This window comes from Dietzia papillomatosis NBRC 105045 (genome assembly GCF_001570845.1).
GTDB classification, from domain to species: domain Bacteria; phylum Actinomycetota; class Actinomycetes; order Mycobacteriales; family Mycobacteriaceae; genus Dietzia; species Dietzia cinnamea.
Map to the genome: position 1 here is coordinate 45,564 of NZ_BCSL01000019.1, position 23,953 is coordinate 69,516.

General features: G+C 71.7%; 21 protein-coding genes. 12 read left to right on the plus strand and 9 right to left on the minus strand.

Going from position 1 to position 23,953, the window contains the following annotated elements; all coding sequences use genetic code 11:
• The first annotated feature begins 23 nt into the window (after positions 1 to 23).
• A complete protein-coding gene (locus DPA01S_RS08625; protein ID WP_061915489.1) occupies positions 24 to 947 on the plus strand; it encodes an SDR family oxidoreductase in 924 nt (307 codons plus the stop codon).
• 362 nt (positions 948 to 1,309) lie between these two features.
• Here the strand turns inward: DPA01S_RS08625 and DPA01S_RS08630 are convergent, their stop codons facing one another.
• The 4 genes from DPA01S_RS08630 to DPA01S_RS08645 form a co-directional block, all read right to left on the minus strand.
• Positions 1,310 to 2,422 carry an NDMA-dependent alcohol dehydrogenase gene (locus DPA01S_RS08630; RefSeq protein WP_061915492.1) on the minus strand — a complete coding sequence of 371 codons (1,113 nt, stop codon included), beginning with the start codon at positions 2,420 to 2,422 and terminating at the stop codon, positions 1,310 to 1,312.
• Between the two features lie 80 nt (positions 2,423 to 2,502).
• Positions 2,503 to 4,044: an aldehyde dehydrogenase family protein gene (locus DPA01S_RS08635; RefSeq protein ID WP_232303078.1), complete on the minus strand. Its 1,542-nt coding sequence runs from the start codon at positions 4,042 to 4,044 to the stop codon at positions 2,503 to 2,505.
• Positions 4,045 to 4,175: 131 nt separating this feature from the next.
• Positions 4,176 to 5,816 carry a helix-turn-helix domain-containing protein gene (locus DPA01S_RS08640; RefSeq protein ID WP_061915495.1) on the minus strand — a complete coding sequence of 547 codons (1,641 nt, stop codon included), beginning with the start codon at positions 5,814 to 5,816 and terminating at the stop codon, positions 4,176 to 4,178.
• A 102-nt stretch (positions 5,817 to 5,918) separates the two neighbouring features.
• Positions 5,919 to 6,857: a helix-turn-helix domain-containing protein gene (locus DPA01S_RS08645; RefSeq protein ID WP_061915498.1), complete on the minus strand. Its 939-nt coding sequence runs from the start codon at positions 6,855 to 6,857 to the stop codon at positions 5,919 to 5,921.
• A gap of 164 nt (positions 6,858 to 7,021) precedes the next feature.
• Between DPA01S_RS08645 and cysD the strand changes: the two genes are divergently transcribed.
• The 3 genes from cysD (at position 7,022) to DPA01S_RS08660 (ending at position 10,779) form a co-directional block, all read left to right on the plus strand.
• Positions 7,022 to 7,939 carry a sulfate adenylyltransferase subunit CysD gene (gene cysD / locus DPA01S_RS08650; RefSeq protein ID WP_061229344.1) on the plus strand — a complete coding sequence of 306 codons (918 nt, stop codon included), beginning with the start codon at positions 7,022 to 7,024 and terminating at the stop codon, positions 7,937 to 7,939.
• The gene (gene cysN, locus DPA01S_RS08655) at positions 7,939 to 9,849 is read left to right on the plus strand and encodes a sulfate adenylyltransferase subunit CysN (RefSeq protein ID WP_082767766.1); all 1,911 of its coding nucleotides are present in this window, start codon (positions 7,939 to 7,941) and stop codon (positions 9,847 to 9,849) included. Before cysD ends, cysN begins: the two co-directional genes overlap by 1 nt.
• A gap of 105 nt (positions 9,850 to 9,954) precedes the next feature.
• A complete protein-coding gene (locus tag DPA01S_RS08660; RefSeq protein ID WP_232303079.1) occupies positions 9,955 to 10,779 on the plus strand; it encodes a sulfite exporter TauE/SafE family protein in 825 nt (274 codons plus the stop codon).
• Positions 10,780 to 10,892: 113 nt separating this feature from the next.
• On the opposite strand, the gene DPA01S_RS08665 is transcribed toward DPA01S_RS08660, so the two are convergent.
• Together DPA01S_RS08665 and DPA01S_RS08670 are read right to left on the minus strand one after the other, a co-directional pair.
• Entirely contained in the window at positions 10,893 to 11,375 is a 483-nt protein-coding gene (locus DPA01S_RS08665) for an RrF2 family transcriptional regulator (RefSeq protein ID WP_061229346.1), read from the minus strand.
• A gap of 138 nt (positions 11,376 to 11,513) precedes the next feature.
• Positions 11,514 to 12,449 (minus strand): sulfite exporter TauE/SafE family protein, encoded by a 936-nt coding sequence (locus tag DPA01S_RS08670; protein ID WP_061915501.1) that lies wholly within the window; start codon positions 12,447 to 12,449, stop codon positions 11,514 to 11,516.
• Between the two features lie 447 nt (positions 12,450 to 12,896).
• Here DPA01S_RS08670 and DPA01S_RS08675 point away from each other — a divergent pair, with 447 nt between their 5' ends.
• Positions 12,897 to 13,718, plus strand: coding sequence for a 3'(2'),5'-bisphosphate nucleotidase CysQ (locus DPA01S_RS08675; RefSeq protein WP_061915504.1), 822 nt, complete (start codon positions 12,897 to 12,899; stop codon positions 13,716 to 13,718).
• An 82-nt stretch (positions 13,719 to 13,800) separates the two neighbouring features.
• On the opposite strand, the gene DPA01S_RS08680 is transcribed toward DPA01S_RS08675, so the two are convergent.
• Entirely contained in the window at positions 13,801 to 14,925 is a 1,125-nt protein-coding gene (locus DPA01S_RS08680; protein WP_232303080.1) for an NAD-dependent epimerase/dehydratase family protein, read from the minus strand.
• A 177-nt stretch (positions 14,926 to 15,102) separates the two neighbouring features.
• Positions 15,103 to 15,501, minus strand: coding sequence for a hypothetical protein (locus DPA01S_RS08685; RefSeq protein ID WP_007627121.1), 399 nt, complete (start codon positions 15,499 to 15,501; stop codon positions 15,103 to 15,105).
• A 249-nt stretch (positions 15,502 to 15,750) separates the two neighbouring features.
• Here DPA01S_RS08685 and DPA01S_RS08690 point away from each other — a divergent pair, with 249 nt between their 5' ends.
• The 7 genes from DPA01S_RS08690 to DPA01S_RS08720 all read left to right on the plus strand — a co-directional run bounded on the left by DPA01S_RS08690 (position 15,751) and on the right by DPA01S_RS08720 (position 22,935).
• Complete coding sequence (locus DPA01S_RS08690; RefSeq protein WP_061229350.1) at positions 15,751 to 16,824, plus strand: YihY/virulence factor BrkB family protein; 1,074 nt, start codon at positions 15,751 to 15,753, stop codon at positions 16,822 to 16,824.
• A 395-nt stretch (positions 16,825 to 17,219) separates the two neighbouring features.
• A complete protein-coding gene (locus DPA01S_RS08695; protein ID WP_084374729.1) occupies positions 17,220 to 18,359 on the plus strand; it encodes a YihY/virulence factor BrkB family protein in 1,140 nt (379 codons plus the stop codon).
• Between the two features lie 34 nt (positions 18,360 to 18,393).
• On the plus strand, positions 18,394 to 19,335 hold the full coding sequence (locus DPA01S_RS08700) for a hypothetical protein (RefSeq protein ID WP_061915511.1): 942 nt from the start codon (positions 18,394 to 18,396) through the stop codon (positions 19,333 to 19,335).
• Between the two features lie 10 nt (positions 19,336 to 19,345).
• Positions 19,346 to 20,374 carry a dTDP-glucose 4,6-dehydratase gene (gene rfbB / locus DPA01S_RS08705; protein ID WP_061229352.1) on the plus strand — a complete coding sequence of 343 codons (1,029 nt, stop codon included), beginning with the start codon at positions 19,346 to 19,348 and terminating at the stop codon, positions 20,372 to 20,374.
• A 16-nt stretch (positions 20,375 to 20,390) separates the two neighbouring features.
• On the plus strand, positions 20,391 to 21,272 hold the full coding sequence (rfbA, locus tag DPA01S_RS08710; protein WP_061229353.1) for a glucose-1-phosphate thymidylyltransferase RfbA: 882 nt from the start codon (positions 20,391 to 20,393) through the stop codon (positions 21,270 to 21,272).
• Positions 21,269 to 22,357, plus strand: a complete 1,089-nt coding sequence (locus DPA01S_RS08715; protein WP_061229354.1) for an SDR family oxidoreductase — start codon at positions 21,269 to 21,271, stop codon at positions 22,355 to 22,357. The genes rfbA and DPA01S_RS08715 overlap by 4 nt, the downstream gene beginning before the upstream one ends.
• Entirely contained in the window at positions 22,354 to 22,935 is a 582-nt protein-coding gene (locus tag DPA01S_RS08720) for a YdcF family protein (protein WP_061229355.1), read from the plus strand. The genes DPA01S_RS08715 and DPA01S_RS08720 overlap by 4 nt, the downstream gene beginning before the upstream one ends.
• A gap of 7 nt (positions 22,936 to 22,942) precedes the next feature.
• Here DPA01S_RS08720 and DPA01S_RS08725 read toward each other — a convergent pair whose 3' ends face one another.
• Positions 22,943 to 23,809 carry an oxygenase MpaB family protein gene (locus DPA01S_RS08725; protein WP_232303081.1) on the minus strand — a complete coding sequence of 289 codons (867 nt, stop codon included), beginning with the start codon at positions 23,807 to 23,809 and terminating at the stop codon, positions 22,943 to 22,945.
• Positions 23,810 to 23,953 lie beyond the last annotated feature (144 nt).

Consider the following 23,953-nt stretch of genomic DNA (forward strand, 5'->3'; position numbering starts at 1 on the left):
ACAGTCGATCCAGGAGGCCACAGATGAGCACCGACCCCACCGCTACCCCCTCCGGCCAGCAGAGCTCCGCGGCTCCGGTCGATCCCACCACCAAGTTCCAGGTGGAGATCCCGATGCAGTCGCAACCCGCCCCGGGGCTGGCCTCCGAGCTCGTGCCCCCTGCCGACCACGGTGAGGCGTCGTATGTCGGGCACGGTCGTCTGACCGGTCGGCGCGCCCTCATCACCGGCGGGGACTCCGGGATCGGTCGGGCGGTCGCCATCGCGTTCGCGCGCGAGGGGGCCGACGTGGCGATCGGCTACCTGCCCTCCGAGCAGTCCGACGCCCACGAGGTGGCCGAACTCGTCCGCGGGGCGGGTCGGACGTGTGTGCTCCTGCCAGGCGATGTCGGGGACGAGCCCACCGCGCGGGGCATCGTCCGCGACGCCGTCGCCGGCCTCGGCGGGATCGACGTGCTGGTGCTGAACGCCGCACGGCAGACTTTCGTCGAGAAACTCGAGGACCTGTCCTCCGATCAGTGGGCGGAGACGATGAACGTCAATGTGAACGCCCCGTTCTGGATGATGCAGGAGGCGCTGCCACACCTGCAGCCCGGTGCGAGCGTCATCTTCACCTCGTCGGTGCAGGCGTACACCCCGTCAGCTGGCCTGGTGGACTACGCCACCTCGCGGGCGGCCGTGAACACCATGTCCAAGTCGCTCGCACAGCAACTTGCGCCGCGCGGGATCCGTGTGAACTCGGTGGCGCCGGGCCCGTTCTGGACAGCGTTGCAGGTGAGCGGGGGAAAGAAGGCCGAGGAGTTGCCGTACCACGGGCAGAAGAACCCGCTCGGCCGACCCGGTCAGCCCGTCGAGATGGCGGGCGCGTACGTGTACCTGGCTTCGGAGGAGTCGTCTTACACCACCGGGAACACGCTCTCGGTGACCGGCGGCGCCCCCACGCCCTGACTCGGCGGGACCCGGATCGCGGTCGCCCGCGGGGCTCGCGGCGTTGTCGGCCGCCGGCTTCGCGGCCGCAGGCGCGCCAGACGTCCCCCCCCCCAACCGCCCTCCCGGATGGCGTCTGGCGCGTACCGCGGGGCAGGCGAGGCGCCATGGCCGCGGGCGGCTGTGGACTGGGCGGGCAAGGGCACGGGCGAGACGCCATCTGCCCGGGCGAGACGCCATCCGCGGGAGCGGGTGGCGACAGATGCACCGACGCGCGCCGCCCAGGGGGTGGGGCGACGCGCGTCGGGAGAGGAGCCGATCACCGAGATGGCGGCGCGCCGTCCCGCGGGTGGGCCGACTCCGGTATGTGGGCCCGCGGGAGATCAGGCGTCGTGGATCAGCACACCTCGCAGGTTCTTGCCGTTGCGCAGGTCCTCGTACCCCTGGTTGAGGGTCTCCAGGGTGTACGTGGTGGTGACCAGCTCGTCGAGCTTGAGTTTGCCCTCGTCGTACAGGCGCAGCAGCTTGACGATGTCGTACTGCGGGTTGGCCGAGCCGAACAGCGAGCCCTTGATGGTCTTCTGGAACAGGGCCATCATCGTGCCGTTTACCTGCACCGTCTTGTCGACCATGTTCCCCATACCGGTGATCACCACCGTGCCGCCCTTGCCGATGATGTCGAACGCGTCCGAGACCACCTGCTCCTCGAGCGAACCCACGAGGATCAGGGCCTGGTCTGCCATCTGCCCCCACGTCAGCTTCTCGACCTCCGCGTGGGCTTCGGCGGCGGTGGCGAAGGCGTGCGTGGCGCCGAACTTCATGGCCTCGTCGCGCTTGAACTCGATGGGATCCACCACCACGACGTGCCGGGCGCCCGAGTTCGCGGCACCCTGGACGGTGTTGATCCCGAGTCCGCCGACGCCGTAGATCACCGTGGTGTCGCCCTGGCGGACGTTGCCGGCGTAGGTGGCGGTGCCCCAGCCCGACGGCACGCCACAGCCCACGAGGACGGCCTTGTCGAGCGGTAGCCAGTCGTCCACCTTGACCACCGAATGCTCCGAGATCACCGAGCGCTCGGCGAACGTCCCCAGCATGCAGAAGGCGCCGAAGTCCTGGCCGCCGGAGTGGAACCGGCACGTCCCGTCGGGCATGTGGCCCTCGAGGATGGTGGCGCCCATGTCGCAGAGGTTCTGCCGACCGGTGGAGCAGTAGCGGCAGGTACCGCAGCTGGGGATGAACGAGCACACCACGTGGTCGCCGGGCTTGACCTTGGTGACGCCGGTGCCCACGGCCTCGATGATGCCGGCGCCTTCGTGGCCGCCGACGATCGGGAAGCGGGGCATGAAGTCGCCGTCCGACAGGTGCAGGTCGGAGTGGCACAGGCCGGCGGCCGTGTACTTAATGAGTACTTCGCCGGGGCCGGGATCGTCGAGGTCGAGTTCCACGATCTCGAACGGCTGGCCGGTCTCGAACATGACGGCTGCTCTGGTCTTCACAGTCGTGTTCCTTTCTGATTGGAAAGCGGGACGGGTGAGGAGGGGATGGTGTGGGACGCGGGCGAGGGGAGGTGCTCAGCTCACAGCTGGATGTTGACCGACCGGGTCTGGGTGTAGAGGTCGAGCGCGCCGGCGCCGAGTTCGCGGCCCCAACCGGACTGCTTGAACCCGCCGAACGGCATGGCGGTGTCGAAGCCGTTGTACTGGTTCACCCACACGGAACCGGCCTGCAGGCGGCTGGCCACCTGGTGGGCCTTGGAGAGGTCCTTGGTCCATACGCCGGCGGCGAGTCCGTACATCGAGTCGTTGGCCTGTCGGACGGCGTCGTCGACGTCGGTGAACCGCAGGGCGGAGACGACGGGGCCGAAGATCTCCTCCTTCACGACCCGGTCCTCGGGCTTGACGTCTACGAACACCGTCGGCTGGATGAAGAAGCCGGTGTCGCCGTGGCGGGCCCCGCCGGTCAGGGCGCGGCCGCCGTCCTCGATTCCGGCGCGCAGGTAGTAGGAGACCTTGTCGAACTGGTCCTGGTCCACCACGGGCCCGAGCACCGTGTCGGGGTCCAGCCCGTGGCCGATGGTGGCCTGCGCAGCTGCGTCGGCCACGGCCTGGGTGAACTCCTCGTAGATGGAGTCCTCGACGTAGAGGCGGGTGCCGGCGGTGCAGGCCTGGCCGTGGTTGAACATCCACGCGGCGACCGACCCGGCCACGGCGGCGTCCCAGTCGCAGTCGGCGAAGACGATGTTGGCGCTCTTGCCACCCAGTTCGAGAGAGACCTTCTTGAGGTTGCCCTTGGCGGCGTCCACGATGAGCTTGCCGACCTCGGTGGAGCCGGTGAAGGCCACCTTGTCCACGTCGTCGTGGCCGGAGATCGCGGCGCCGGCATCGCCGAAGCCGGTGATGATGTTGACCACGCCGTCGGGCACGCCGGCCTCCTGGCAGACCTCGCCGAGCAGGAGCGCGGTGAGCGGGGTCTGCTCGGCCGGCTTGAGGACGAGGGTGTTGCCGGTGGCCAGGGCGGGGCCGAGCTTCCAGGCGGCCATGAGCAGCGGGAAGTTCCAGGGGATGATCTGCCCACACACGCCCACGGGGACGCGCTGGGTGTAGGCGTGGAACTGCTTGTCGCCGGCGAACGGCATGGACACCGGGACGGTGGAGCCCTCGATCTTGGTGGCCCAGCCGGCGTAGTAGCGGAACACGTCCGCGGCCCAGGCCACGTCGACGGCGGTGGCGATCGCGACGGACTTGCCGTTGTCGAGCGCCTCGATCTGACCGAACAGTTCGGCCTTGGCGTCGAGCAGGTCGCCGATGCGCCACAGGATCTGCTCGCGCTCGCGCGGCTTCATGGTGGCCCAGGCGCCGTCGTCGAAGGTGCGGCGGGCGGCGGCCACCGCGCGGTCCACGTCCTCGGGCCCGCCGTGGGCGACCCGGGTGATCTCGGCACCGGTCGCAGGGTCGTGGGTGGCGAAGGTGCGGCCGTCGGCGGCGTCGACCCACTGTCCGCCGATGAGCAGGCGATGCGGGCGGGCCAGGAAGTCGCGGGCCTCGGCGCCCAGGCGCTCGTCGACGTGCGCGCCGGAGTCGGTGCTCGAGCCGGTGTCGCGGGAGAGTGTGCCGGTCATAATTTCCTCCGAAGATCCGACCGCCTCGGTTGTGAGGCCGATCACAACTCATCCTGGGGGCGGGTCGGCCCTCCGGAGTGTTCAGTTTCTGGACACGCGAGTGGACACGGTGACGGCGTGCACCGGGCGCGTCAGGACAGCCCGAACTCCCGCATCCGGGCGTACAGCGTGGTCCGGCTGATCCCCAGTCGCCGGGCGGCCCGCGAGCGCACCCCGCCGCACTCGGTGAGGGCGGCGACGATCGCGTCGTACTCCCCGCGGGCCAGCTCTCCGGGCCGTGGCGGGCGCGCCGAGCGGGACCGCGACGGCAGCGCGTCCACGTCGAGGGTCGCGGCGCACTTCTGCTCGAGCCGGGTCAGGCAGTCGCCGAGGACCGCGCGCAGGGTCACCAGGCCGTTGGGTAGGTCGAGCACGCAGGCCGTCTCCACGAACCGCGACGTCACCGTGGGTGGCCGACTACCGCGCCGCGCGGCCAGGTCGGCGACCATGCGGCGGACGATCTCCTCGCCCTCGGTGCCGCGCTCGTGGAGGGGGCGGACCTCTGTCCGCCGGTCGCACAGGTCGAGTATCGCCGTCACCGCGGGGCGCGGGTCGTCGCGACTGGTGACGACGACGAGGTGCTCTCCAGCCGATTCCATGCGCGCGGCCAACCGGCGCAGATCGGCGTCGTCCAACAGGTCGATGTCGTCCAGGATCACCGGCCCGGAAAGTTCACGGAGTGCGGGCGCGACCATCTCCCGCCATGCCGTCGCGGCGTCGTCCGCCTCGGCGAGCCGGAGATGGCGGGCCCCGGGGCCGGCGATCGCCCTCGCCGTCGTCGACCTCCCCGATCCCGACGGCCCCCGGACGGCGTGCCTCCGCACCACCGTCGCGGGGGCGGCGACGACGATCCGGGGCGCGAGCGTGGGCGCGGGCGCGGGCGTGGGCGCACCGGGCGACTCGGGGAACGTGAGGTCCAGCAGGTGCCCGCGGCGCCCCACGCGGCTGGTGGCCACCCCCACGGTGCCCACCGACAGCTCGACGACCTCACCCACATCGTCGCGCTCGACCAGACGGCGGAGGGTGACGAGGTCACGGGAATCCAGTCGCTCCAGGCTCGAGTGCGAGGCCAGCACCACCTCGTCCCCGAACGCGCACGTCGCGGTGTCGAAGGAGCGGGTGCGCTCGACGAAGCGGCGCCAAAGTTCCCGGTCGTCCGCGCGGGCGGTGTCGACGTAACGGGCTTCGATGTCGGCCACGACCTTCCGGACGAAGGGTGCGAACAGTCGGGATGCGTCCGCGGTCATGCCCGTGAGGTTGACCGCGCCCACCAGGCGTCGGGTGAGCGGATCGATGATCGGGTGGCCGTAGCAGACGAAGTCGCGTAGGACCTCGGCGAAGTGCTGCTCACCGTGGATGAACACCCCGGCCCGCGTCTCGAGCGCCGTGCCGATGCCGTTGTTGCCCAGGGCCTCCTCCGTGAGCTCGGCGCCTTCGTCGACGCCCCGCCGGAGCAGCATGCGGGAGATCCGCGCGTTGTCGCGTGCCGTCCTGATGACACGGCCCTCGCGATCTGCCAGCACGAGGCTGGCGCCGGTGTCCTGCAGGACGGTGTCGAGCCCGTCCATCACCGGGCGCGCGGCCTCGGTCAGGCGGTGGGAGCGGGCGGCCCGCGGGTCGGGCGCCCCCGGGCGGGCGCTGTGCGGGGTCAGGCCGCTCAGCTCGGACCGACGCCACGCCAGGTCCAGCGGGTTCGCATCGGGCGAGTGGGACGGGTGGGCGGTCCGGGGCATGGTCACCTCCGATAGGGCGGGAATGTGATCCACACCATACGGGCGTGGCGGCGATCGCGCTGCCTCGAGAGGCGGGGAGTCGCGCGCCCGGGTGGGGGGCCGTCAAGCGCGGCTCGCCGCGTGGGCCGGGTGTACGAGGTGGGAGGGGAGTGCGGCTGTCCTCGCCGCGGGCGGGCGCGAGGCGAGGCGGGCGGAGACGTCGGCCGCGCACTTTGTCACGGCCTCGGCAGCGCGGGCGACCGAGCGGCCCGTCATCCGGCGACCCGGGGCGACGGCCACGGACCCGACCGCCCGCCCATCGGCCCGCAGCACCGGTGCCGCCACCGAGGCTACGGCCAGATCCGCGGCGCCGCCGAGTTCGGCGTCGGTCACGTCGATCTCCGAGAGCTCGACGAACAGCTCGGACACGCGGTCGCGGACCAGAGCGCCGATACCGGAGGTCTCCAGCGAGTCGGCCATCCGCAGCAGCTCACGGCGGGCCGGGGTGAGCCGCTCGATGGACCAGCCACGTCGCGCGATCTGTGGGAGCACCACCTCGAGCCGGTCGCGCGCGGCGGTGGTCAGCCCCGCCGCGTCGGCCAGCCACTGACGTTGCTCGCCCAGGGGTAGTCGGGCCGCCAGCTCGCGGGCGAACGGGGCGCGCACCGGCACCACGTGGCCGACGGGCAGCGCCTCCCGGGAAGCGGTGCGCATGCCGGCGCCGACCGAGTCGACGACCTCGGCCATCCCGTCGCGGACCTCGAACACCACCGCCGCGATCCCGGTGGCGTCCGCCAGGGCCTCGAGCGGCTGGCGCGCGGCCCGGACCAGGTCGACCTCCGTGGCCAGCGCCGCGCCCACCTCGCGCAGTGCCGGCCCGGCCCGCCACCCGGCCCGCGTCTTCTCCGCCCACCCCTGGGCGTCCATCTCCGCCAGGACCGCGTGGAGGGTCGAGCGACTCGCCCCGGCCATCCTGGCGATCTCCGTCAACGGCAGGGGCGGGCCGTCGGTGGCGAGCGCGCGGAGCGCCGCGAGCACCCGGTGGGTCGGTTCGTGTCGCATATCCGTCATCATATGTCGGAGTTTCGACGGGGCGGGGGTGATTGCCCTCGGCGAGATGGAAAACCGGGCGGGGCGGGCGCAGGATGGTCCGGACGCCCGAAGGTAGACAGATCGGTCTGCCGTGCTGTCCGGTCCGCCGGCCAGCCCACGACACTGGAGGTCGCATGACGACGAGGTCGGCGGTGACGCTCTCGCATCTCGACGCGCTCGAGGCGGAGTCCGTCCACATCTTCCGCGAGGTAGCCGCACAGTTCGAACGCCCGGGGATGCTGTTCTCCGGCGGCAAGGACTCGGTGGTGATGTTCCACCTCGCCCGCAAGGCCTTCTGGCCCGCGCCGATGCCGTTCCCGCTCATGCACGTCGACACCGGCCACAACTTCGACGAGGTCATCGACTACCGCGACCGCGTGGTCGAGGAGACCGGTGTCCAGCTGCTCGTCTCCCACGTCCAGGACGACATCGACGCCGGCCGCGTGGTCGAGGACACGGGGGTCGGCGCGAGCCGCAACCGCCTCCAGACCACCGCCCTGCTGCGCGGGATCCAGGAGAACCGATTCGACGCCGTCTTCGGTGGCGCCCGCCGCGACGAGGAGAAGGCCCGCGCCAAGGAGCGCGTCTTCTCCTTTCGCGACGCGTTCGGCGCCTGGGACCCGCGCGCCCAGCGGCCCGAGCTGTGGAAGCTGTACAACGGCAAGCACCGCAAGGGCGAGCACATCCGCGTGTTCCCGCTGTCCAACTGGACCGAGCTGGACATCTGGCAGTACATCGAGCGCGAGGACATCGACCTGCCGCCGATCTACTACGCCCACGAGCGCGAGGTCATCGAGCGCGACGGCATGCTCCTCGCCAAGACCCGCTTCCTGGAGACGCTGCCGCACGAGGAGGCGCGCACTGAGCTCGTGCGTTTCCGCACCGTCGGCGACGCCACCTGCACGGGCTGCGTCGAGTCCGACGCCGCCGACAACGCCGCCGTCGTCGCCGAGGTCGCGGGCACCCGCGTCACCGAACGCGGCGCCACCCGCGCCGATGACCGGATCTCCGAGGCCGGCATGGAAGACCGCAAGAAGGAGGGCTACTTCTGATGAGCACCCCCACCACGGACACCGCGCCGGCCGCCGCCGAGAGCGCCGCCGAGCAGCTGCAGACCATGGCCGAGCACGCGCAGCTGCTGCGCATCGCCACCGCCGGCTCCGTCGACGACGGCAAGTCGACGCTCATCGGCCGGCTGCTGTTCGACTCCAAGGGCATCTTCGAGGACCAGCTCGCCTCCATCGAGGCCACCTCGGCCAAGCGCGGCGACGAGTACACCGACCTCGCGCTGCTCACCGACGGGCTGCGGTCCGAGCGCGAGCAGGGCATCACGATCGACGTCGCCTACCGCTACTTCTCTACCCCGCGGCGCAAGTTCATCATCGCGGACACCCCGGGCCACGTGCAGTACACGCGCAACATGGTCACCGGTGCCTCGACGGCCGACGTGGCGATCATCCTCGTCGACGCCCGCAAGGGTGTGCTCGAGCAGACCCGCCGCCACGCGTTCCTGTCCGCACTCCTGGGCATTCCGCGCCTGGTCGTGGCCGTGAACAAGATGGACCTGGTGGACTACGACGAGGCCACCTTCGAGGCCATCCGCACCGAGTTCACCGACTTCGCCGCCAAGCTCGAGGTCCACGACGTCACCTTCGTGCCGCTCTCGGCGCTCAGGGGCGACAATGTGGTGGACCGCTCGGACGCCATGCCCTGGTACACGGGCCCGGCGTTGCTCGACCATCTCGAGAACGTGCACATCGCCTCGGACCGGAACCTCACCGACGTCCGGTTCCCCGTGCAGTACGTGATCCGCCCCCAGCGCGCCGACGGCTTGGATCACCGGTCCTTCGCCGGAACCGTCGCGGGTGGGATCATCAAGGTCGACGACGACGTGGTGGTCATGCCGTCCGGGCGGCAGTCCACGGTCAAGGCGATCTGGGGCCCGGGCGGGGCGGAGCTGGACGAGGCCGCGGCCCCCGCAGCGGTGACGATCGCGCTGAACGACGAGATCGACATCGTCCGCGGCGAGATGATCGCCCGGCCCGGTAACCGGCCGCACCAGGGCACCGAGCTCGAGGCCATGGTCTGCTGGTTCGCCGACGACACCACCCTCGAGACCAACAAGCGCTACATCGTCAAGCACACGACGCGCGAGACCAAGGCGATCGTGACGGGGATGGAGTACCGGCTCGACGTCAACACGCTGCACCGCGACCCCGACTCCACCGAGCTCCAGCTCAACGAGATCGGGCGAATCGGCCTGCGCACGCAGACGCCGCTGATGTACGACCCCTACCGTCGCAACCGCGACACGGGCGCGTTCATCCTCGTGGACGAGATCACCGGGAACACGGTGGGTGCTGGCATGATCATCGGGCCCGCCACCACCGGTTCCAACGTCGTCTGGCACGCCGGGGCCGTCCAGCGCGGCGACCGCGGGCAGGGCCGCACCCTGTGGCTGACGGGCCTGTCGGGTTCGGGCAAGTCGACCATCGCCTCCGAGGTCGAGCGTCTGCTCATCGAGTCCGGTCATCCGGCGTACATCCTCGACGGCGACAACCTGCGCCACGGCCTCAACGTCGACCTCGGGTTCTCGGCCGAGGACCGGGCGGAGAACATCCGCCGCACCGCCGAGGTGGCGGCGCTGTTCGCCGATGCCGGCGTCGTCGTCATCTGTTCCCTCATCTCGCCCATGCGCGCCGACCGGGACGCGGCGCGCCAGGTCCACGCCAAGGCCGGCCTGCCGTTCACCGAGGTGTTCGTGGACACCCCGCTGGCCGAGTGCGAGGCCCGCGACCCCAAGGGCCTCTACGCCAAGGCGCGCGCGGGCGAAATCGCCGAGTTCACCGGCGTCTCCGCGCCGTACGAGCCGCCGCTGACCCCGGACCTGCACATCCGTCCCGAGGACGGCACCGCAGAAGAGGTCGCGCAGCGGATCCTCAGCTCCATCCTGGGAATCTGAGCCGGTGCCCGAGGCCCTGTGGACCTACGACTCGCTCGGCCTGCTGGTCGTCAGCGCCGTCATCGGCGTGGTGATCGGCTGACGGGGATGGGCGGCGGCGCACTCATGACGCCGGCGCTCATCCTCGTGGGCATCCCACCGACGGCGGCCGTCGCCAACGACCTGGTTGTCAACGCGGTCAACAAGGTCGTGGGCGCGGGCGTGCACTGGAGGCACGGTAAACCCAATCTCAAGATCGCCCTCTGGCTGATCATCGGCTCGGTGCCGACGGCGTACCTCGGCGCGTGGCTCGTGCACGCGATCGGTGCCGAGGACGTGCAGGGGATGCTCAAGAAGGCCATCGGCGCGACCCTCATCGTGGCGTCGACGGCGTACTTCCTGCGGGCGTTCTTCGAGATGTCCGGGCGCATCCGCACCGGTGACGATCCCGACCCGCCGGTCAAGCCGGTGCTCACGCTGCTCGTCGGTGTGATCGGCGGACTGATGGTGGGCATCACCTCGGTGGGCTCGGGCACCGTCATCATGATGTGCATCATGCTGCTCTACCCGACGCTCGCCGCGCTGCGGCTGGTGGGTACCGACCTCGTGCAGGCGGTCCCGCTGGTCATCGCGGCCGCGATCGGGCACGTCATGGTGACCGGCGTCGACTGGAACCTGCTCGTGCCGCTGCTCATCGGCGGGGCGATCGGCACGTTCTTCGGCTCCAGGTTCGCCGGGCGCGTGCCGGGTGGGCTCATCCGCCGCGGCATCACGATCGTGCTCGCCGTGACGGCCTCGGCCATGCTCGGCGCCTCGCCGTTGTTGATCGGAATCATCACGCTGGTGCTGGTCGTGGGCGGCCCGTTGGTCTGGAAGGCGCTCGTACGCCGGTTCTCGGTGCACCTCGACCGGCCGGCGGTGCAGCGGCCCGGGGCGTCGACTCACGCCTGAGCCGGGCCGCTCACGCAGCCGCTCCTGGCCATGGCGTCTCGCGCGCACCGCGGGGTGGGCGAGACGCCATGGCCAGGAGCGGCTGCGTTGTGGGCGTGCAGGGGCTGGCGCGACTAGCGGGGTTCCCAGGCGTCGGTGTCGAGGGTCAGCTCGTGAACCTCTCCCGGCAGGTGCCCGGCGGCCAGGTCGGCGATCGTCACCGCGTCCATCACCCGGCGCAGCGCCGCCCGCGACGCGATCCACACGTGCTGCAGGACCGCCGCGCGCTCGTTGTAGACCACCGCCTCGGGCCGGACGTCGTAAACGCTGACCAGTGGCCCGTCGACGGCCCGCATCACGTCGGCGACCGTGATCTCGCCGGCGTCCCGGCCGAGGAACCACCCACCGGTCTTGCCGCGACGGCTGGCGACCAGGCCCGCGCGACGCAGGTCCGAGAGGATCGCCTGGAGGAAGCCGTGCGGGATGTCCTGTAGCCGCCCCAGTTCCTCCGCGCTGACCGGGCTGTCCCTCGGGTCGCGGGCGGGGTCGTCGCTGCGGGCCGCCGCGAGTTCGACGAGCGCACGCAACGCGTAGTCGGACTTGGCGGTGACCCTCATGGGACACAGTCTCCCAGAGCCGCTGCCATCGCGAGTGGGGGAGTGGCCAGGTCCAGCGCCTTGAAACTGGGCGGACGTCCAGTTGGACAAGTAGCCAAGACTGTACGCCAGCGGACAGTCGTTCCCCGCGCTCACATTTCAACTGTGGACCGTGGCCGGTCCCGCGCTCGCGGACGGGGCGGGCCGTCCGGAGGTGCTGAGCTCGTCGTCGTCGCCCCGGCTTCTCCTCTCGGCGAGAACGGCCCACGCGATCAGTCCGAACCAGACGGCGACCAGGGCGAGGAGGATCGGGTTGGTGGCCGCGGACGGCACCTCGGCCCAGAGCAGCAGGGTGCGCACATTGGTCACCACGATGAGGCCGCCGGCCGCGGTGCCGAGCACGCGCGCGGGCAGGTGCTTGACCAGCCACGCGGCGAACGGCGCGACGATCACGCCGCCGATGAGCAACGCCAGCGCGTAACCCCAGTCGATCCCGGCGGCGCCCAGGCCGAGGAGGAAGCCGAGCGAGCCGCCCACGGCCACCACGAACTCCGAGGTGTCGATCGAGCCCACGACCTTGCGGGGTTCGACCCGGCCCGACGACAGCAACGAGGTCGTGCCGACGGGACCCCATCCGCCGCCGCCGAGCGAGTCGAGCGTCCCGCCCACGAGGCCGAGCGGGACGAGGAAGGCCGTGCGGACGCGGCCCTTGAACTCGGGGCGCCGGCCGCCGAGCGCGAGGAAGCGGTACAGGACGTAGAGGCCCAGCGCGAGAAGGATGACGCCCACGACCGGCTTGGCCACGTCGGCCGGGAGGTTGCTGAGGATGGTGGCGCCGGCGAACGCGCCGATCGCGCCCGGGACGGCGAGGATGCGCACGATCCGCCAGTCCACGTTGCCGAGTTTGTGGTGGGAGAAGCCCGAGGCGAGGGTGGTGCCGATCTCGGCGAAGTGCACGGACGCCGACGCGGCCGCCGGTGCGATACCGGCCGCGACCAGCAGCGTCGTGGAGGTGACGCCGTAGGCCATGCCAAGGGAGCCGTCGATGAGTTGGGCGATGGCGCCGACCACGCCGAGCACGATGAGAGTCTTCATGGGCACCCCTTGGAGGTAGTGGGTTCATTAAGTCGAGTAAGACAGTAGACATAAAGGTGCAGCCTTGTCTAGACCGATCTGTCTACCCCTCCGGCGCGGCCGTCTCCGGCGTCTCGCACGATTGCGCGACACCACTTTCCGCTATAAGAGATTTGTGACAATATAGGTGGACCGCGCCGGCAAAGGGGACCGGCGCCATGCTCGAGGAGCCCATGAACGAGGTCGGAGAGCGCGCGTGCTTTGTCGAGGAGACCGCGGACGGGGCCGTGTGGGGTTGCCAGCGCTGCGGGGCCCGGAGCGGCACGTTGCCGTCACGGGGAGCGGCGCGGGTGGCGGCCGATGCGCATCGTTGTCCGGATCAGCCCGCCCGCGTCGCGCGCGAGTACGGACACGGTCGGCGCAGGGGACTCCGGTCGCGCTGGCGGTGATCCTCCTAGGCTGGAGGCCATGATCTCCGCCACGCGCACCCCGGACCAGCAGCTCGCCGTCGACCTCGCCACGGACGCCGGCCGTCTGCTGGTGGAACTGCGGTCCTCCGGGCCCACCGGGCGTACGCTCGGCGACATCGGCGACCGCCGGGCCAACGACCTCCTGCTCGAGCGGCTCGCCGACGCACGTCCGGACGACGCCGTCCTGTCCGAGGAGTCCAAGGACGATCTCTCCCGCGTGGACGCCGACCGCGTGTGGATCATCGACCCCGTCGACGGCACCCGCGAGTACGGGCTCGGCGACCGCCCCGACTGGGCCGTGCACGTGGCGCTGTGGGAGCGCGACGGCGACCCTGCGACATCACGACTCACCGCAGCCGCGGTCGGGTTACCGGCGCTCGGGGTGGTGTGTGGGGTCGACGACGACGAGATCTACGCCGCACCCGTGGGCAACGGCGGGGTCGACGGGGGAGGCCTCCTCCCGCCCCGCGTGGGCTCACGGCCGCGGATCGTCCTCTCGGCCTCCCGCCCGCCCGCGTTCGCCCGTGCCGTGGCCGGCGCGGTGGACGGGGACCTGGTGCCGTTGGGCTCGGCCGGCGCCAAGACGGCGGCCGTCGTCCGCGGCGAGGCGGACGCCTACATCCACGCCGGCGGGCAGTACCAGTGGGACTCCGCGGCGCCGGCCGGCGTGGCGTTGGCCCGTGGGTTCGTCGCCGTGCGGATCGACGGCTCCCCGCTCGAGTACAACGTCGCGGAAACCTACCTGCCGGACCTCGTCGTGTGCCGCGCCGACCTCGCCGACGCGATCCTCGGTGCGATCGCCGACACCGACCCGGCCTGATCTACCGGCCCCGTCGCGCGTCGGCTCGAGGGGGCCTGGCCCGGACCGGCCAGAGGGCGCCCAGGCTCGCCGAGCGCGCTGGTTACGGCAGTCGCCGGACGTCGACCGCGCCGCCCCGGCGCAGTCCCGCCAGCGCGTCAAGCAGTGTCCGCTTGCGCAGCGGTGGTGACGTTCCGGCCCGGCCCGCGACGATCGCGTCGATCGCCTCGCGCAGCGCCTCGTCCGCCGCGACCGTGGGGCGCCAGCCGAGCTCCGCGCGGGCGCGGGTGGTGTGCATGAGCGGGGCGCCGAACGCCAGATCGACCCAGCCGATGCTGACCGGCTGGAGGCGCAGCAGCCAGCTGATGTGGACGAGCTGACGCAGCACGCGGTAGGGCAGGTGCACCGGCCGCGCGCCGAGTTCGCGGGCGAGCATGTCGCGGGTGATGGGCGGTTCGGCGGCGATGTTGAACGCGCCCTGCGCGCCGGACGTCGCGGCGGCCGCCAGTGCCGAGGCCATGTCGTCGCCGTGGAGGAGCGGGACCGTGAGCCGGCGGTCCACCGGCAGGATCGGTAGCGCCCGGAGCAATCGCGCTGGCGTGAGCGCCGGGGTGAAGTAGCGGAACAGACCCGAGGCGGCCTCGGCGTGGACGATGAATGCCGGCCGCATCCGGGCGATCGTCGGCGCGCCGGGATGCTTGCTCTCGTGCCGGTCGAGGAGCTGCTCCGCGGCCGTCTTGTGCCGGTTGTAGGCGGCGGTGGGCACCCCGCCGAGTTCGGCGTCCTCGCTGACCCGCCGCTCGACCGAGACTCCGGGTCCGCCGTCGGAGACAGGGGCGTAGGCGCCCACCGAGGACTGGTGCACCAGGTGCGGCACGCCCGCCAGTCGGCACGCCTCCACGACCGCGGCGGTCCCGCCGACGCCCAGCCGGTGATGGTGGTCCACGTCGCGGGTGGGCTGGAAGCCCCAGGCGAGGTGGATGACCGCGTCGGCGCCGCGGAAGATCTCCACCAGGTCGTGGGCGCTCGCGTACGAGAGGTCGATGCGATGCCACGACGCGCCGCTGTAGGGAGGGGTGGCGGGTGGGATGCGGCGACACAGGCCCACCACGTCGTGGCCGTCGGCGAGCAGCCTCCGCAGCAGCGGGGTGCCCACGTTGCCGCTCGCGCCGGTGACGACGATCCGCATCCGGCGGGCCGGGGAATCTGGCTCCGGGTTCTGCGTCATCGCCCCATGGTCGGATACACGCGCGGGCGTCGCATCCGGACCGCGTCGGCGCGCGGTCGCGGGACGGCGACGGCCCGGTGCGGCGGAACGAGCGGCGGCCCGGCCCGCGGGTGCGGGGCCGGGCCGTCTACTCGGCTTTCCGGCAGGCGCTCATCTCCTCGCCCGCCGGCCCGGAGTTCAGGAGTTGTCGACGACCAGCGCGCCGGCGATGGCGGCCATGAACGCGTCCTTGGCCAGCGACATGCCCTCCTGGCTGGGGCGGATGCCGTCGGACTCGGTCATGTCCGGGTTGCGGAAGTACATCGCCAGCAGGCCCGCCGAGAAGACGCCGAGGGCCGCGCCGGCGATCCGGCGGGGCACCACCGGGGTGAGCAGGGCGGCGCCGATGCCGATCTCCGAGTAGGCGACGAACTTGCCGAAGGTGTCCGGATCCATCTGGTTCACGGCGGGAACGCCCGTGGCGGCGAAGCCCTGCAGGCCCTGCGCGGCCTCGGTCGGCATACCGCGCTTGCTCAGGCCGGAGTTGAGGACGAAAGCGCCGGTGACGCCGCGGAGGATCGCGTTTGACAGGCTCATCGGTTTCTCCTTTGATCGTTGTCGCGTGTGCGTTCGTACACCACTTTGGTGACGTGACATCGAACAGGTTAGCTCAGGCGAGTCCGAACGCCACATCTCAGGGGAGCCCACGGTATCCCTCCGCGGGCGCGGGCGCACGGACACGGGCGTGCGCTCTGATGCCGGCCGCGGCAGGGATGCGGGCCGCGCGGCGGATGCGGGCCGCGGCGCGGATGCGGAAGGGGCCCGGTGATGCGAAAATCTGAAGGTATGAGTACGACGAGCCGCGACATCACCGATAAGCCCGACCCGGATGCCGACCCCGATCACGGCAAGCCCGAGTCGCCCACCTCGCTGAAGGGCAGCGCGTGGAAGATCGGCATCAAGCGCGCCCTCTCCGAGTTCTCCAGGGACAAGTGCACCGATCTCGCCGCGGGCCTGACGTACTTCGCGGTGCTGTCCTTGTTCCCCGCCCTGCTCGCGGTGGTCTCGCTGCTCGGCGTGTTCGGGCAGGGCCAGGCCACGGTGGACGCGGTGATGGAACTCCTCGAAGGCGCCGCCCCCGAGGAGACCCTCGCCGCGCTGCGCGGGCCGATCGAGTCGGTCGTCAACACCCCGGCCGCCGGCATCGCCCTCATCACCGGTCTCGCCGGTGCGCTGTGGTCGGCCTCGGGCTACGTCGGCGCGTTCGGCCGGGCGATGAACCGCATCTACGAGATCGAGGAGGGACGGCCCTTCTGGAAGCTCAAGCCCGTCACCGTCCTGCTGACCGCGGTCCTGCTGCTCCTGGTCTGTCTCGCCGGGCTCATCCTGGTCGTGAGCGGACCGATCGCCGAATGGGCCGGGAATCTGATCGGTCTGGGGGAGACGGCCGTGACCGTGTGGGGGATCGCCAAGTGGCCGGTGCTCGTCCTCGTCGTCGTCGTCATCCTGGCCGTGCTCTACGGGTTCGCGCCCAACGTCAAGCAACCGAAGTTCCGCTGGATCTCGATCGGCGCCGTCATCGCCCTGATCGTGTGGGCGGTCGCGACCGGCGGCTTCGTCTTCTACGTGACCAACTTCAGCAGCTACAACGCCACGTACGGCTCCCTCGCAGGCGTCATCATCTTCCTGCTCTGGCTGTGGATCACCAACAACGCACTGCTGTTCGGGGCGGAGGTCGACGCCGAGGTCGAGCGGGCCCGCGAGCTGCAGGCGGGGATGCACGCGGAGGAGACCATCCAGCTCCCGCCGCGCGACACCACGGCGAGCGACAAGGCGGCCGAGAAGCACCAGCAGACCGTCGACGACGCGGCCGACGTCCGCCGCGAGGCCCAGGCGGAGGAGGCCCGCCACCGCGACTGACCCTGTCGGTCCGGTGCGCTGCCGCTCGGCCCGCTCGCGCAGCCGTTCGCAGCGCATTCGTCCACCACCCGCGCAACCGCTCCTGCGCCCGGCGTCTCGCTCCTCTGCATGGCGTCTCGCGCGTGCCGATGGCGGCCCGCTCCCGGAGCTGCCCGCGCATCCGCTCCTCTCGATGGCGTCTCGCGCGTGCGGATGTACGCGATCCCCACAGCCGCTCCCGCCGATGGCGTCTCGCCCACCCCGCGGTGCGCGCGAGACGCCATCGCGAGGGGCGGCTGTGGGCGGGCAGGCGAAATCGGGCCACGGGTCCGCCGGCTTCGGGCCTGCCGACCCCGGGCGGGCAGGTTCGCGGCGAGGCTGGCGCGGGACGGGTCGACAGCGACCACAATCGGGGTATGACCACTTCGGACCGGCCCGCTGCCACCATCCGCAGAGGACTGCGCACCGTTCGCATGGTGCTCGTCCGCTCGGTTGCTGAGTTCCTCCGCGACCGCGGCCCAGACCTCGCCGGTTCGCTCACCTACTACGGCGTCCTCTCGCTGTTCCCGGCGGTGCTGGTGGTGGTGTCATTGCTCGGCGTTTTCGGGCAGGGCTCCAGAACGGTCGATGCGGTGATGGACATGCTCTCTGACGTCGCGCCGCCGGAGGTGCTCGATCCCGTGCGCGAGCCGGTCGAGGCGTTGGTCACGACCCCGGCCGCGGGCACCGCGCTCCTCGTGGGTACGGCGGTCGCGCTGTGGTCGGCGTCGCGATACGTGCGGGCGCTCGGCAGGGCCATGAACGCGATGTTCGGGATCGACGAGGGGCGGCCGCCGTGGCGTCTGCTGCCCGCGGGTCTCGCGCTTACGGCTCTGCTGATCGTCCTGGTCGCCATCGGCGGGGTGGCCCTGGCGTTCAGTGGACCGGTGGCGGAGACGGTGGGCGGCTGGATCGGGCTCGGGAGCACGGCGCTGGCCGTGTGGGGAGTGGCCAAGTGGCCGGCTGCCGTGGTCGCAATGATCTTGGCGTTGGCGATCCTCTACCGGTTCGCGCCCAACATCTCCGGGCGCCGCTTCTCCTGGGTGTCGTTGGGGGCCACGGCCGCGTTGGCGATCATGGGCGTCGCCACGGCAGGTCTGAGCTTCTTCGTCGCCAACTTCGGCAATTTCAACCGTGTGTACGGCTCGCTGGCCGGCGTCATCGTCTTCCTCCTGTGGCTGTGGCTGGTCAACATGGCCGTGGTCTTCGGGGTGCGTCTCGACGCAGAGGTGCTGAGGGTCAGGCAGCTGCGGTCCGGCATCGCGGCCGAGGAGGTCATCCAGGTGACGCCGCGTGACACCCGGGCCTGCGAGTGGGAGAACCGCCGCCGCGAGAAGATGGTCGCGGAGTACCGCACGCTCCGACGCGAGCGCGATGACGATACCGGTGGCGACGACGACACGGCTCCCGACGGCGACACGACTCCCGACGACGAGGCAGGCGCCGATGGCGAGTCGACCGATCCGCCGCCGAGCGGAATCGCCGGGGCCTGCGGAGAGCAGCGCCGCGCCGAGTAGGGTGCGGGGCTGACCGCCGACCGAGGAGCCCGCGATGACCGAGAACCGGCCCGCCTCGGACCGGCCCGCGATGACCGAGAACCGGCCAGCGCCCGACCTGCCCGCCCCCGAGGCCCCCGCCACCGACGGCGCGCCGGAGATCTGGCGCCTCGACCATCCCGAGCACGGGGTCCTCGAGTTCGCGGTGGGCTCGCCGGAGGAACTCCGCACCGTCGACCCCGGGTACCCGCAGCGGAAGCCGCCGAAGAAGGGTGCCACCCCAGCGGCCGTCGCATCCCCGGGGTGCGCCCTCCTGCGCGACGGCGAGGTGGTCGCGCGCGCCCGGCAGATCAGCGACCGACGCTTCTCACTCACCGCGGATCCGCCGAAGCCGGGCGAGCACACCACTGCGCCGCCGATCTCGAGCCCGCGCATCCAGGTGCGCACGAACATGCTCGACACGGCGGTCCGCCAGGTGACGTTCCGCGAGGGCCGCGACATCGTGCACTTCGACCCGCCGCCCGGATCCGCCGCCGAGGCCCGGCTGGAGGCGATCGCGTCGACGCCGTGGAAGCGCGCCGTCTACCCGGTCGCGGCGGGCATCGGCAGGTCGGGCTGGGCGATCGCGATGATCGTGCTGCTGCCCCTGATCGGTCGCATCCTCGAGCCGGTGCTCGACTGGATCCTCGAGCGCATCCCGGACATCGACATTCCGTGGCCGGAGTTCTCCCTGCCGAGCATTCCGTGGCCGGACATCCCCTGGTCGGACATCACGCTGCCGTCGATCACCCTGCCGGAGATCTCGGTCCCGGGGTGGGTGGAGTTCCTGCTCGAGTACAGCAAGGTGTGGGTGCCGTTGCTGGCGGGCGTGGCGTTGGCGGTGGTGGCGGTGCGGCAGTCGCGCAGGTCGCGCGAGACCAAACGTCGCTGGGCGGCAGGGCACCCGCCCTCGCAGGGTGGCGATGAGCCGTCGGGCGGCGGTCCGGCCGGGCGGTAGGGTTGTGCCCATGCGCCTCGTCGTCACCGGGGGAGCCGGGTTCATCGGCGCCAACTTCGTCCGCTCCGTCGTCCGCGAGTACCCGCAGGCCCACGTCACGGTGCTCGACTCCATGACGTATGCCGCCAACCGCGCGAATCTGGACGGGCTCCCCGCCGACCGGGTCCGGCTGGTGGAGGCCGACTGTGCGGACGCCGCGATCACGGACCGGTTGGTCTCCGAGTTGACGGGGCCGCGCGACGCGGTCGTGCACTTTGCGGCGGAGAGTCACAACGACAACTCGCTCGCCACGCCGTGGCCGTTCGTACACTCGAACATCGTGGGCACGTACACGATCCTCGAGGCCTGCCGCCGTCACGACGTACGCCTGCACCACGTGTCGACGGACGAGGTCTACGGGGACCTGGAGCTCGACGACCCGGCCAAGTTCACCCCGGCCACGGCGTACAACCCGTCGAGCCCGTACTCGGCGACCAAGGCGGGCGCGGACATGCTGGTGCGCGCGTGGGTCCGCAGCTTCGGGGTGCGCGCCACCATCAGCAACTGCTCGAACAACTACGGGCCCTACCAGCACGTGGAGAAGTTCATCCCGCGGCAGATCACCAACATCCTCGACGGGCGGCGGCCCCGCCTCTACGGCAGTGGAGCCAACGTGCGGGACTGGATCCACGTCGATGACCACAACTCCGCGGTTCTGCGCATCCTCGAGGCGGGGGAGCCGGGACGGACGTACCTCATCGGCGCCGACGGCGAGCGCTCCAACCTCGAGGTCATGCGGATGATCTGCGAGCTCATGGGCGTCTCGGGCATCGGCGGTGACCCGGGGTTCGACCACGTCACCGACCGCCCGGGCCACGACCTGCGCTACGCGATCGACGCCTCCGCGACCCGCGCCGAGCTGGGCTGGGAGCCGCAGCACACGGACTTCCGCGAGGGCCTGCGGCAGACCATCGAGTGGTACGCCGCCCACCGCGACTGGTGGGAACCGGTCAAGGAGCGGGTCGAAGCGACGTACGCCCGGACGGAGAAGGTCCTGTGACGGCGGGGATGGCGCGGTGAAGGGCATCGTCCTGGCCGGTGGCAGCGGCACCCGGCTGCGGCCGCTGACGCTGGCCACGAGCAAGCAGCTGGTGCCAGTGTTCGACAAGCCGATGATCTACTACCCGCTGTCGACGCTCATGCTGGCGGGGATCCGCGACATCCTCGTCATCACCACGCCCGAGGACGCGGGGCAGTTCCGGCGGTTGCTGGGCGACGGCAGCCAGTTCGGGATCACGCTGAGCTACGTCGAGCAGGCCGCCCCGGAGGGGCTGGCGCAGGCGTTCGTGCTGGGCGCGGACCACATCGGCGACGAGCCGGTCGCGTTGATCCTGGGCGACAACATCTTCTACGGCCCCGGCATGGGTACGCAGCTGCGCCGGTTCGCCGACCTCGACGGCGGCGCGGTGTTCGCCTACCGGGTGGCCGATCCGAGCCAGTACGGGGTGATCGACTTCGACGCCGACGGCCGCGCGATCAGCCTCGAGGAGAAGCCTGAGAACCCGTCGTCGGACTTCGCCGTGCCGGGGCTCTACTTCTATAGCGCCGACGTGGTGGACGTGGCGCGCGGGCTGGCCAGGTCGGCGCGCGGGGAGTACGAGATCACCGACATCAACCGGCACTACCTGGAGCAGGGCCGCCTGCAGGTCGAGGTGCTGCCGCGGGGTACCGCCTGGCTGGACACGGGCACCCACGATTCGCTGCTCGACGCGGGGAACTACGTCCGCACGATCGAGGACCGGCAGGGCCTGAAGATCGGCTGCCCGGAGGAGGTGGCGTGGCGGATGGGATATATCGACGACGACGAGCTCACCGATCGCGCGAACGTCCTGCAGAAGTCGGGGTACGGCCGGTATCTGCTGGATGTCCTGCGCCGGGAGAAGGGGCGGAGACTGTGAACGCGGACAACGGGGGCGTCGCCGCCCGCCGGGACGCGCTGCCGCGCGTGCTGGTGACCGGCGGGCGCGGACAGCTGGGTACCCACCTGCGGCTGGCCCACCCGGGCGGGGTGCTCGCGCCGGGTCGCGACGAGCTGGACATCACCCGGGCGGAGTCCGTGGCCGGGTACCTGGACCGGCACCAGCCTGCGGTGGTGATCAACGCGGCCGCGTACACCGACGTCGACGGCGCGGAGAACGACGAGTCCGGGGCGCACCTGGTCAACGTGGAGGGGTCGAGGATCCTCGCCGAGGCCTGCCGAGAGCGCGGTCTGCGGCTGGTGCACGTCAGCACCGACTACGTCTTCTCCGGCGAGGTGCCGCGCGGCAGCGGCGGGGCGGGACGGCCCGATCCCGCGACCGCGCCGGCGCTCGAGCCGACCGACGTCACCGACCCGGCCACCGTGTACGGCCGCACCAAGCTCGCCGGCGAGCACGCCGTCCTGGCCGCCCACCCCGAGGCGACGATCCTGCGGACGTCCTGGCTGTACACCGGGCCGGAGCGGGAGCGGTCGGCGATCCCCGGAGGCGACTTCGTGGCGACCATGGCCCGGCTCGAGCGGGAGCGGGACCAGGTGAGCGTGGTCGACGACCAGTGGGGCTCACCCACGCACGCGCCGACGCTGGCGGCGGCGATCCTCGAGATGCTCGCCCGCGAGGCCACGACACGAGAGGCCGCCACGCACCACGCCGCCGGCGAGACCGCGACACACGAGGCCGCCACTCCTACCATCGACACCGCTGCCGTCGACACCCGCGGCCTCGTCCTGCACGCCGCCGGCGCGGGCCGCGCCACCTGGTACGAGGTCGCGCGCCGCACGTTCGCCTACCTCGGCGCCGACCCCGCCCGCGTCCGCCCCTGCACCACCGCCGACTTCCCCCGGCCCGCCCCGCGACCCGCGTTCTCGGTGCTGTCCGGGCGGGCCTGGGCGGCCGCCGGCCTGACGCCGCTGCCCGACTGGGACGACAGCCTGCGCGCCGCACTCGGAGCCGGGCCCGGGGCCGGGGGAGGGGACACCTCGTCGTCGTCACCCACACCGCGGTGACCCCGCGCCTCCACCGCCGATCCCGCCGCCGCGCCCTCCGCCGGGTCGCGGTCGGCGTCGGCGCGGCCGTGGTCGTCGCCGCGCTCGCCCTCACCGCCTGGGGCGCGTTCCTCCTCCAGCCCCACGGCGACGAGCCGGTGCGCGCCGACGCGGTCGTCATGCTCGCCGGCGCCGACGACGGCCGACACCTGTACGCCCGCGACCTCGTCGAGGCCGGCTACGCCGACACCCTGCTGGTGAGCAACCCTGGCGGCAACTCCGAGACCGTCGCCCGCCGGCTGTGCACGGGCATCGCCCGCCCCGCCGACGCCGAGGTGGTGTGCTTCTCGCCCGAACCGCGGACCACCTGGGGCGAGGCGCTGACGGTGGACGCGATCGCGCGGGCCCGCGGGTGGGAGCGCGTCCTCGTCGTCACCAATCGCCCTCACACACTGCGCGCCGGGACATGGATGCGCAACGCCACCGACCTGGACGTGCGGATGACGCCCATCGACCGGGTCGACCGCGCGATGCTGCCCGTGCACCTGGTGTGGGAGGTCGCCGGGTGGATCAAGGGCCGCGTCAACGGCCACTGGTGACGCGGGGTCAGGCGGTCTGGGCCCGCATCGCCGACGGTGCCGCGATCGGGGCGCGGGTGGTGAGCCGCGGCGACGTCAGCCCCTCGTGCGCGCGGGCGATCCGACCGAATACGGCGCTGCGGTCCATCGGCCGGTGCGGCAGATCCAACGCCCGACGTACGTCCGACGGCACGAGGCTCGCGGCCGCGTCGACCACCGTCGTGCACGACCGGTGCGCGGTCACCGAGTTCTCCGACACGCCCCGGCACGCCCGGGCGGTCTCCCGCAGCCGACGGGCGGCGCGACGCCCGGCGACAGTGGCGCGAGCGCGGCCACGGGCGCCCCGCAGCAGCTGCTCGAGCTCGCGCACGGTGGTGGGGAAGGCCCGCGCGCCCTGCAGCCGGGCCAGGCCCGCCCACTGGCACACGTACCGGTCCGACTCGGCCGGGGTGAGCGGCCGACCCGAGAACCGCTGGAACGCCGCGAGCAGTGCCCACGCCAGGGCGGCCTGCGCCCACTCCACCAACGCCGGGTCGGAACCGTAGTAGTAGTCCCCGTGCTCCGTGGTGCCGTTGAACGAGCTGCGGTCGCGGTGCGCGTGCTCGATCGTCACCATCGCGTCGTCGACGGTGCCGAACGTCGAGATCTCCACCAGGTCGTGCAGGTAGTCGTCCATCGTCCACGGGTTCTCGTCCGCACCGCACGCCACCATGACCGAGGCGTACGCGGGATCGGCGGACAGCATGAGCAGGCCGGTCGTGATGCCGATCGGCGTGGACGCGTCGCCGTGGACCCGCCAGATGGGGTCGCTCGACTGGAACCAGCGGGGGCCGGGGATGTCGAGGATCGAGCACACCGGCGAGTCCGCCGTACCGCGTGGAACTAGTGGTGACATGCACACACCCCGGGGTAGTGACGCCGCCTGTGGGGGCGGCCGGATAGGACCTGTCGCAGACTCTATCGCCCGGCTGCGCGGCAGAGAAGAAAAGACGGAGGGACCGCTGAGGAATCCCATGAACGACCGACACATCGCTTACAT

Bases quoted from the DNA above. Each gene is read 5' to 3' on its own strand.
- DPA01S_RS08670 (WP_061915501.1), bottom strand. From the start codon at position 12,449: ATGAAGACTCTCATCGTGCTCGGCGTGGTCGGCGCCATCGCCCAACTC.
- DPA01S_RS08625 (WP_061915489.1), top strand. From the start codon at position 24: ATGAGCACCGACCCCACCGCTACCCCCTCCGGCCAGCAGAGCTCCGCG.
- DPA01S_RS08700 (WP_061915511.1), top strand. From the start codon at position 18,394: ATGACCGAGAACCGGCCCGCCTCGGACCGGCCCGCGATGACCGAGAAC.
- DPA01S_RS08640 (WP_061915495.1), bottom strand. From the start codon at position 5,816: ATGCCCCGGACCGCCCACCCGTCCCACTCGCCCGATGCGAACCCGCTG.
- DPA01S_RS08660 (WP_232303079.1), top strand. From the start codon at position 9,955: ATGACGCCGGCGCTCATCCTCGTGGGCATCCCACCGACGGCGGCCGTC.
- DPA01S_RS08680 (WP_232303080.1), bottom strand. From the start codon at position 14,925: ATGACGCAGAACCCGGAGCCAGATTCCCCGGCCCGCCGGATGCGGATC.
- DPA01S_RS08675 (WP_061915504.1), top strand. From the start codon at position 12,897: ATGATCTCCGCCACGCGCACCCCGGACCAGCAGCTCGCCGTCGACCTC.
- DPA01S_RS08645 (WP_061915498.1), bottom strand. From the start codon at position 6,857: ATGCGACACGAACCGACCCACCGGGTGCTCGCGGCGCTCCGCGCGCTC.
- DPA01S_RS08685 (WP_007627121.1), bottom strand. From the start codon at position 15,501: ATGAGCCTGTCAAACGCGATCCTCCGCGGCGTCACCGGCGCTTTCGTC.
- cysD (WP_061229344.1), top strand. From the start codon at position 7,022: ATGACGACGAGGTCGGCGGTGACGCTCTCGCATCTCGACGCGCTCGAG.
- DPA01S_RS08635 (WP_232303078.1), bottom strand. From the start codon at position 4,044: ATGACCGGCACACTCTCCCGCGACACCGGCTCGAGCACCGACTCCGGC.
- cysN (WP_082767766.1), top strand. From the start codon at position 7,939: ATGAGCACCCCCACCACGGACACCGCGCCGGCCGCCGCCGAGAGCGCC.
- DPA01S_RS08725 (WP_232303081.1), bottom strand. From the start codon at position 23,809: ATGTCACCACTAGTTCCACGCGGTACGGCGGACTCGCCGGTGTGCTCG.
- DPA01S_RS08695 (WP_084374729.1), top strand. From the start codon at position 17,220: ATGACCACTTCGGACCGGCCCGCTGCCACCATCCGCAGAGGACTGCGC.
- rfbB (WP_061229352.1), top strand. From the start codon at position 19,346: ATGCGCCTCGTCGTCACCGGGGGAGCCGGGTTCATCGGCGCCAACTTC.
- DPA01S_RS08690 (WP_061229350.1), top strand. From the start codon at position 15,751: ATGAGTACGACGAGCCGCGACATCACCGATAAGCCCGACCCGGATGCC.
- DPA01S_RS08665 (WP_061229346.1), bottom strand. From the start codon at position 11,375: ATGAGGGTCACCGCCAAGTCCGACTACGCGTTGCGTGCGCTCGTCGAA.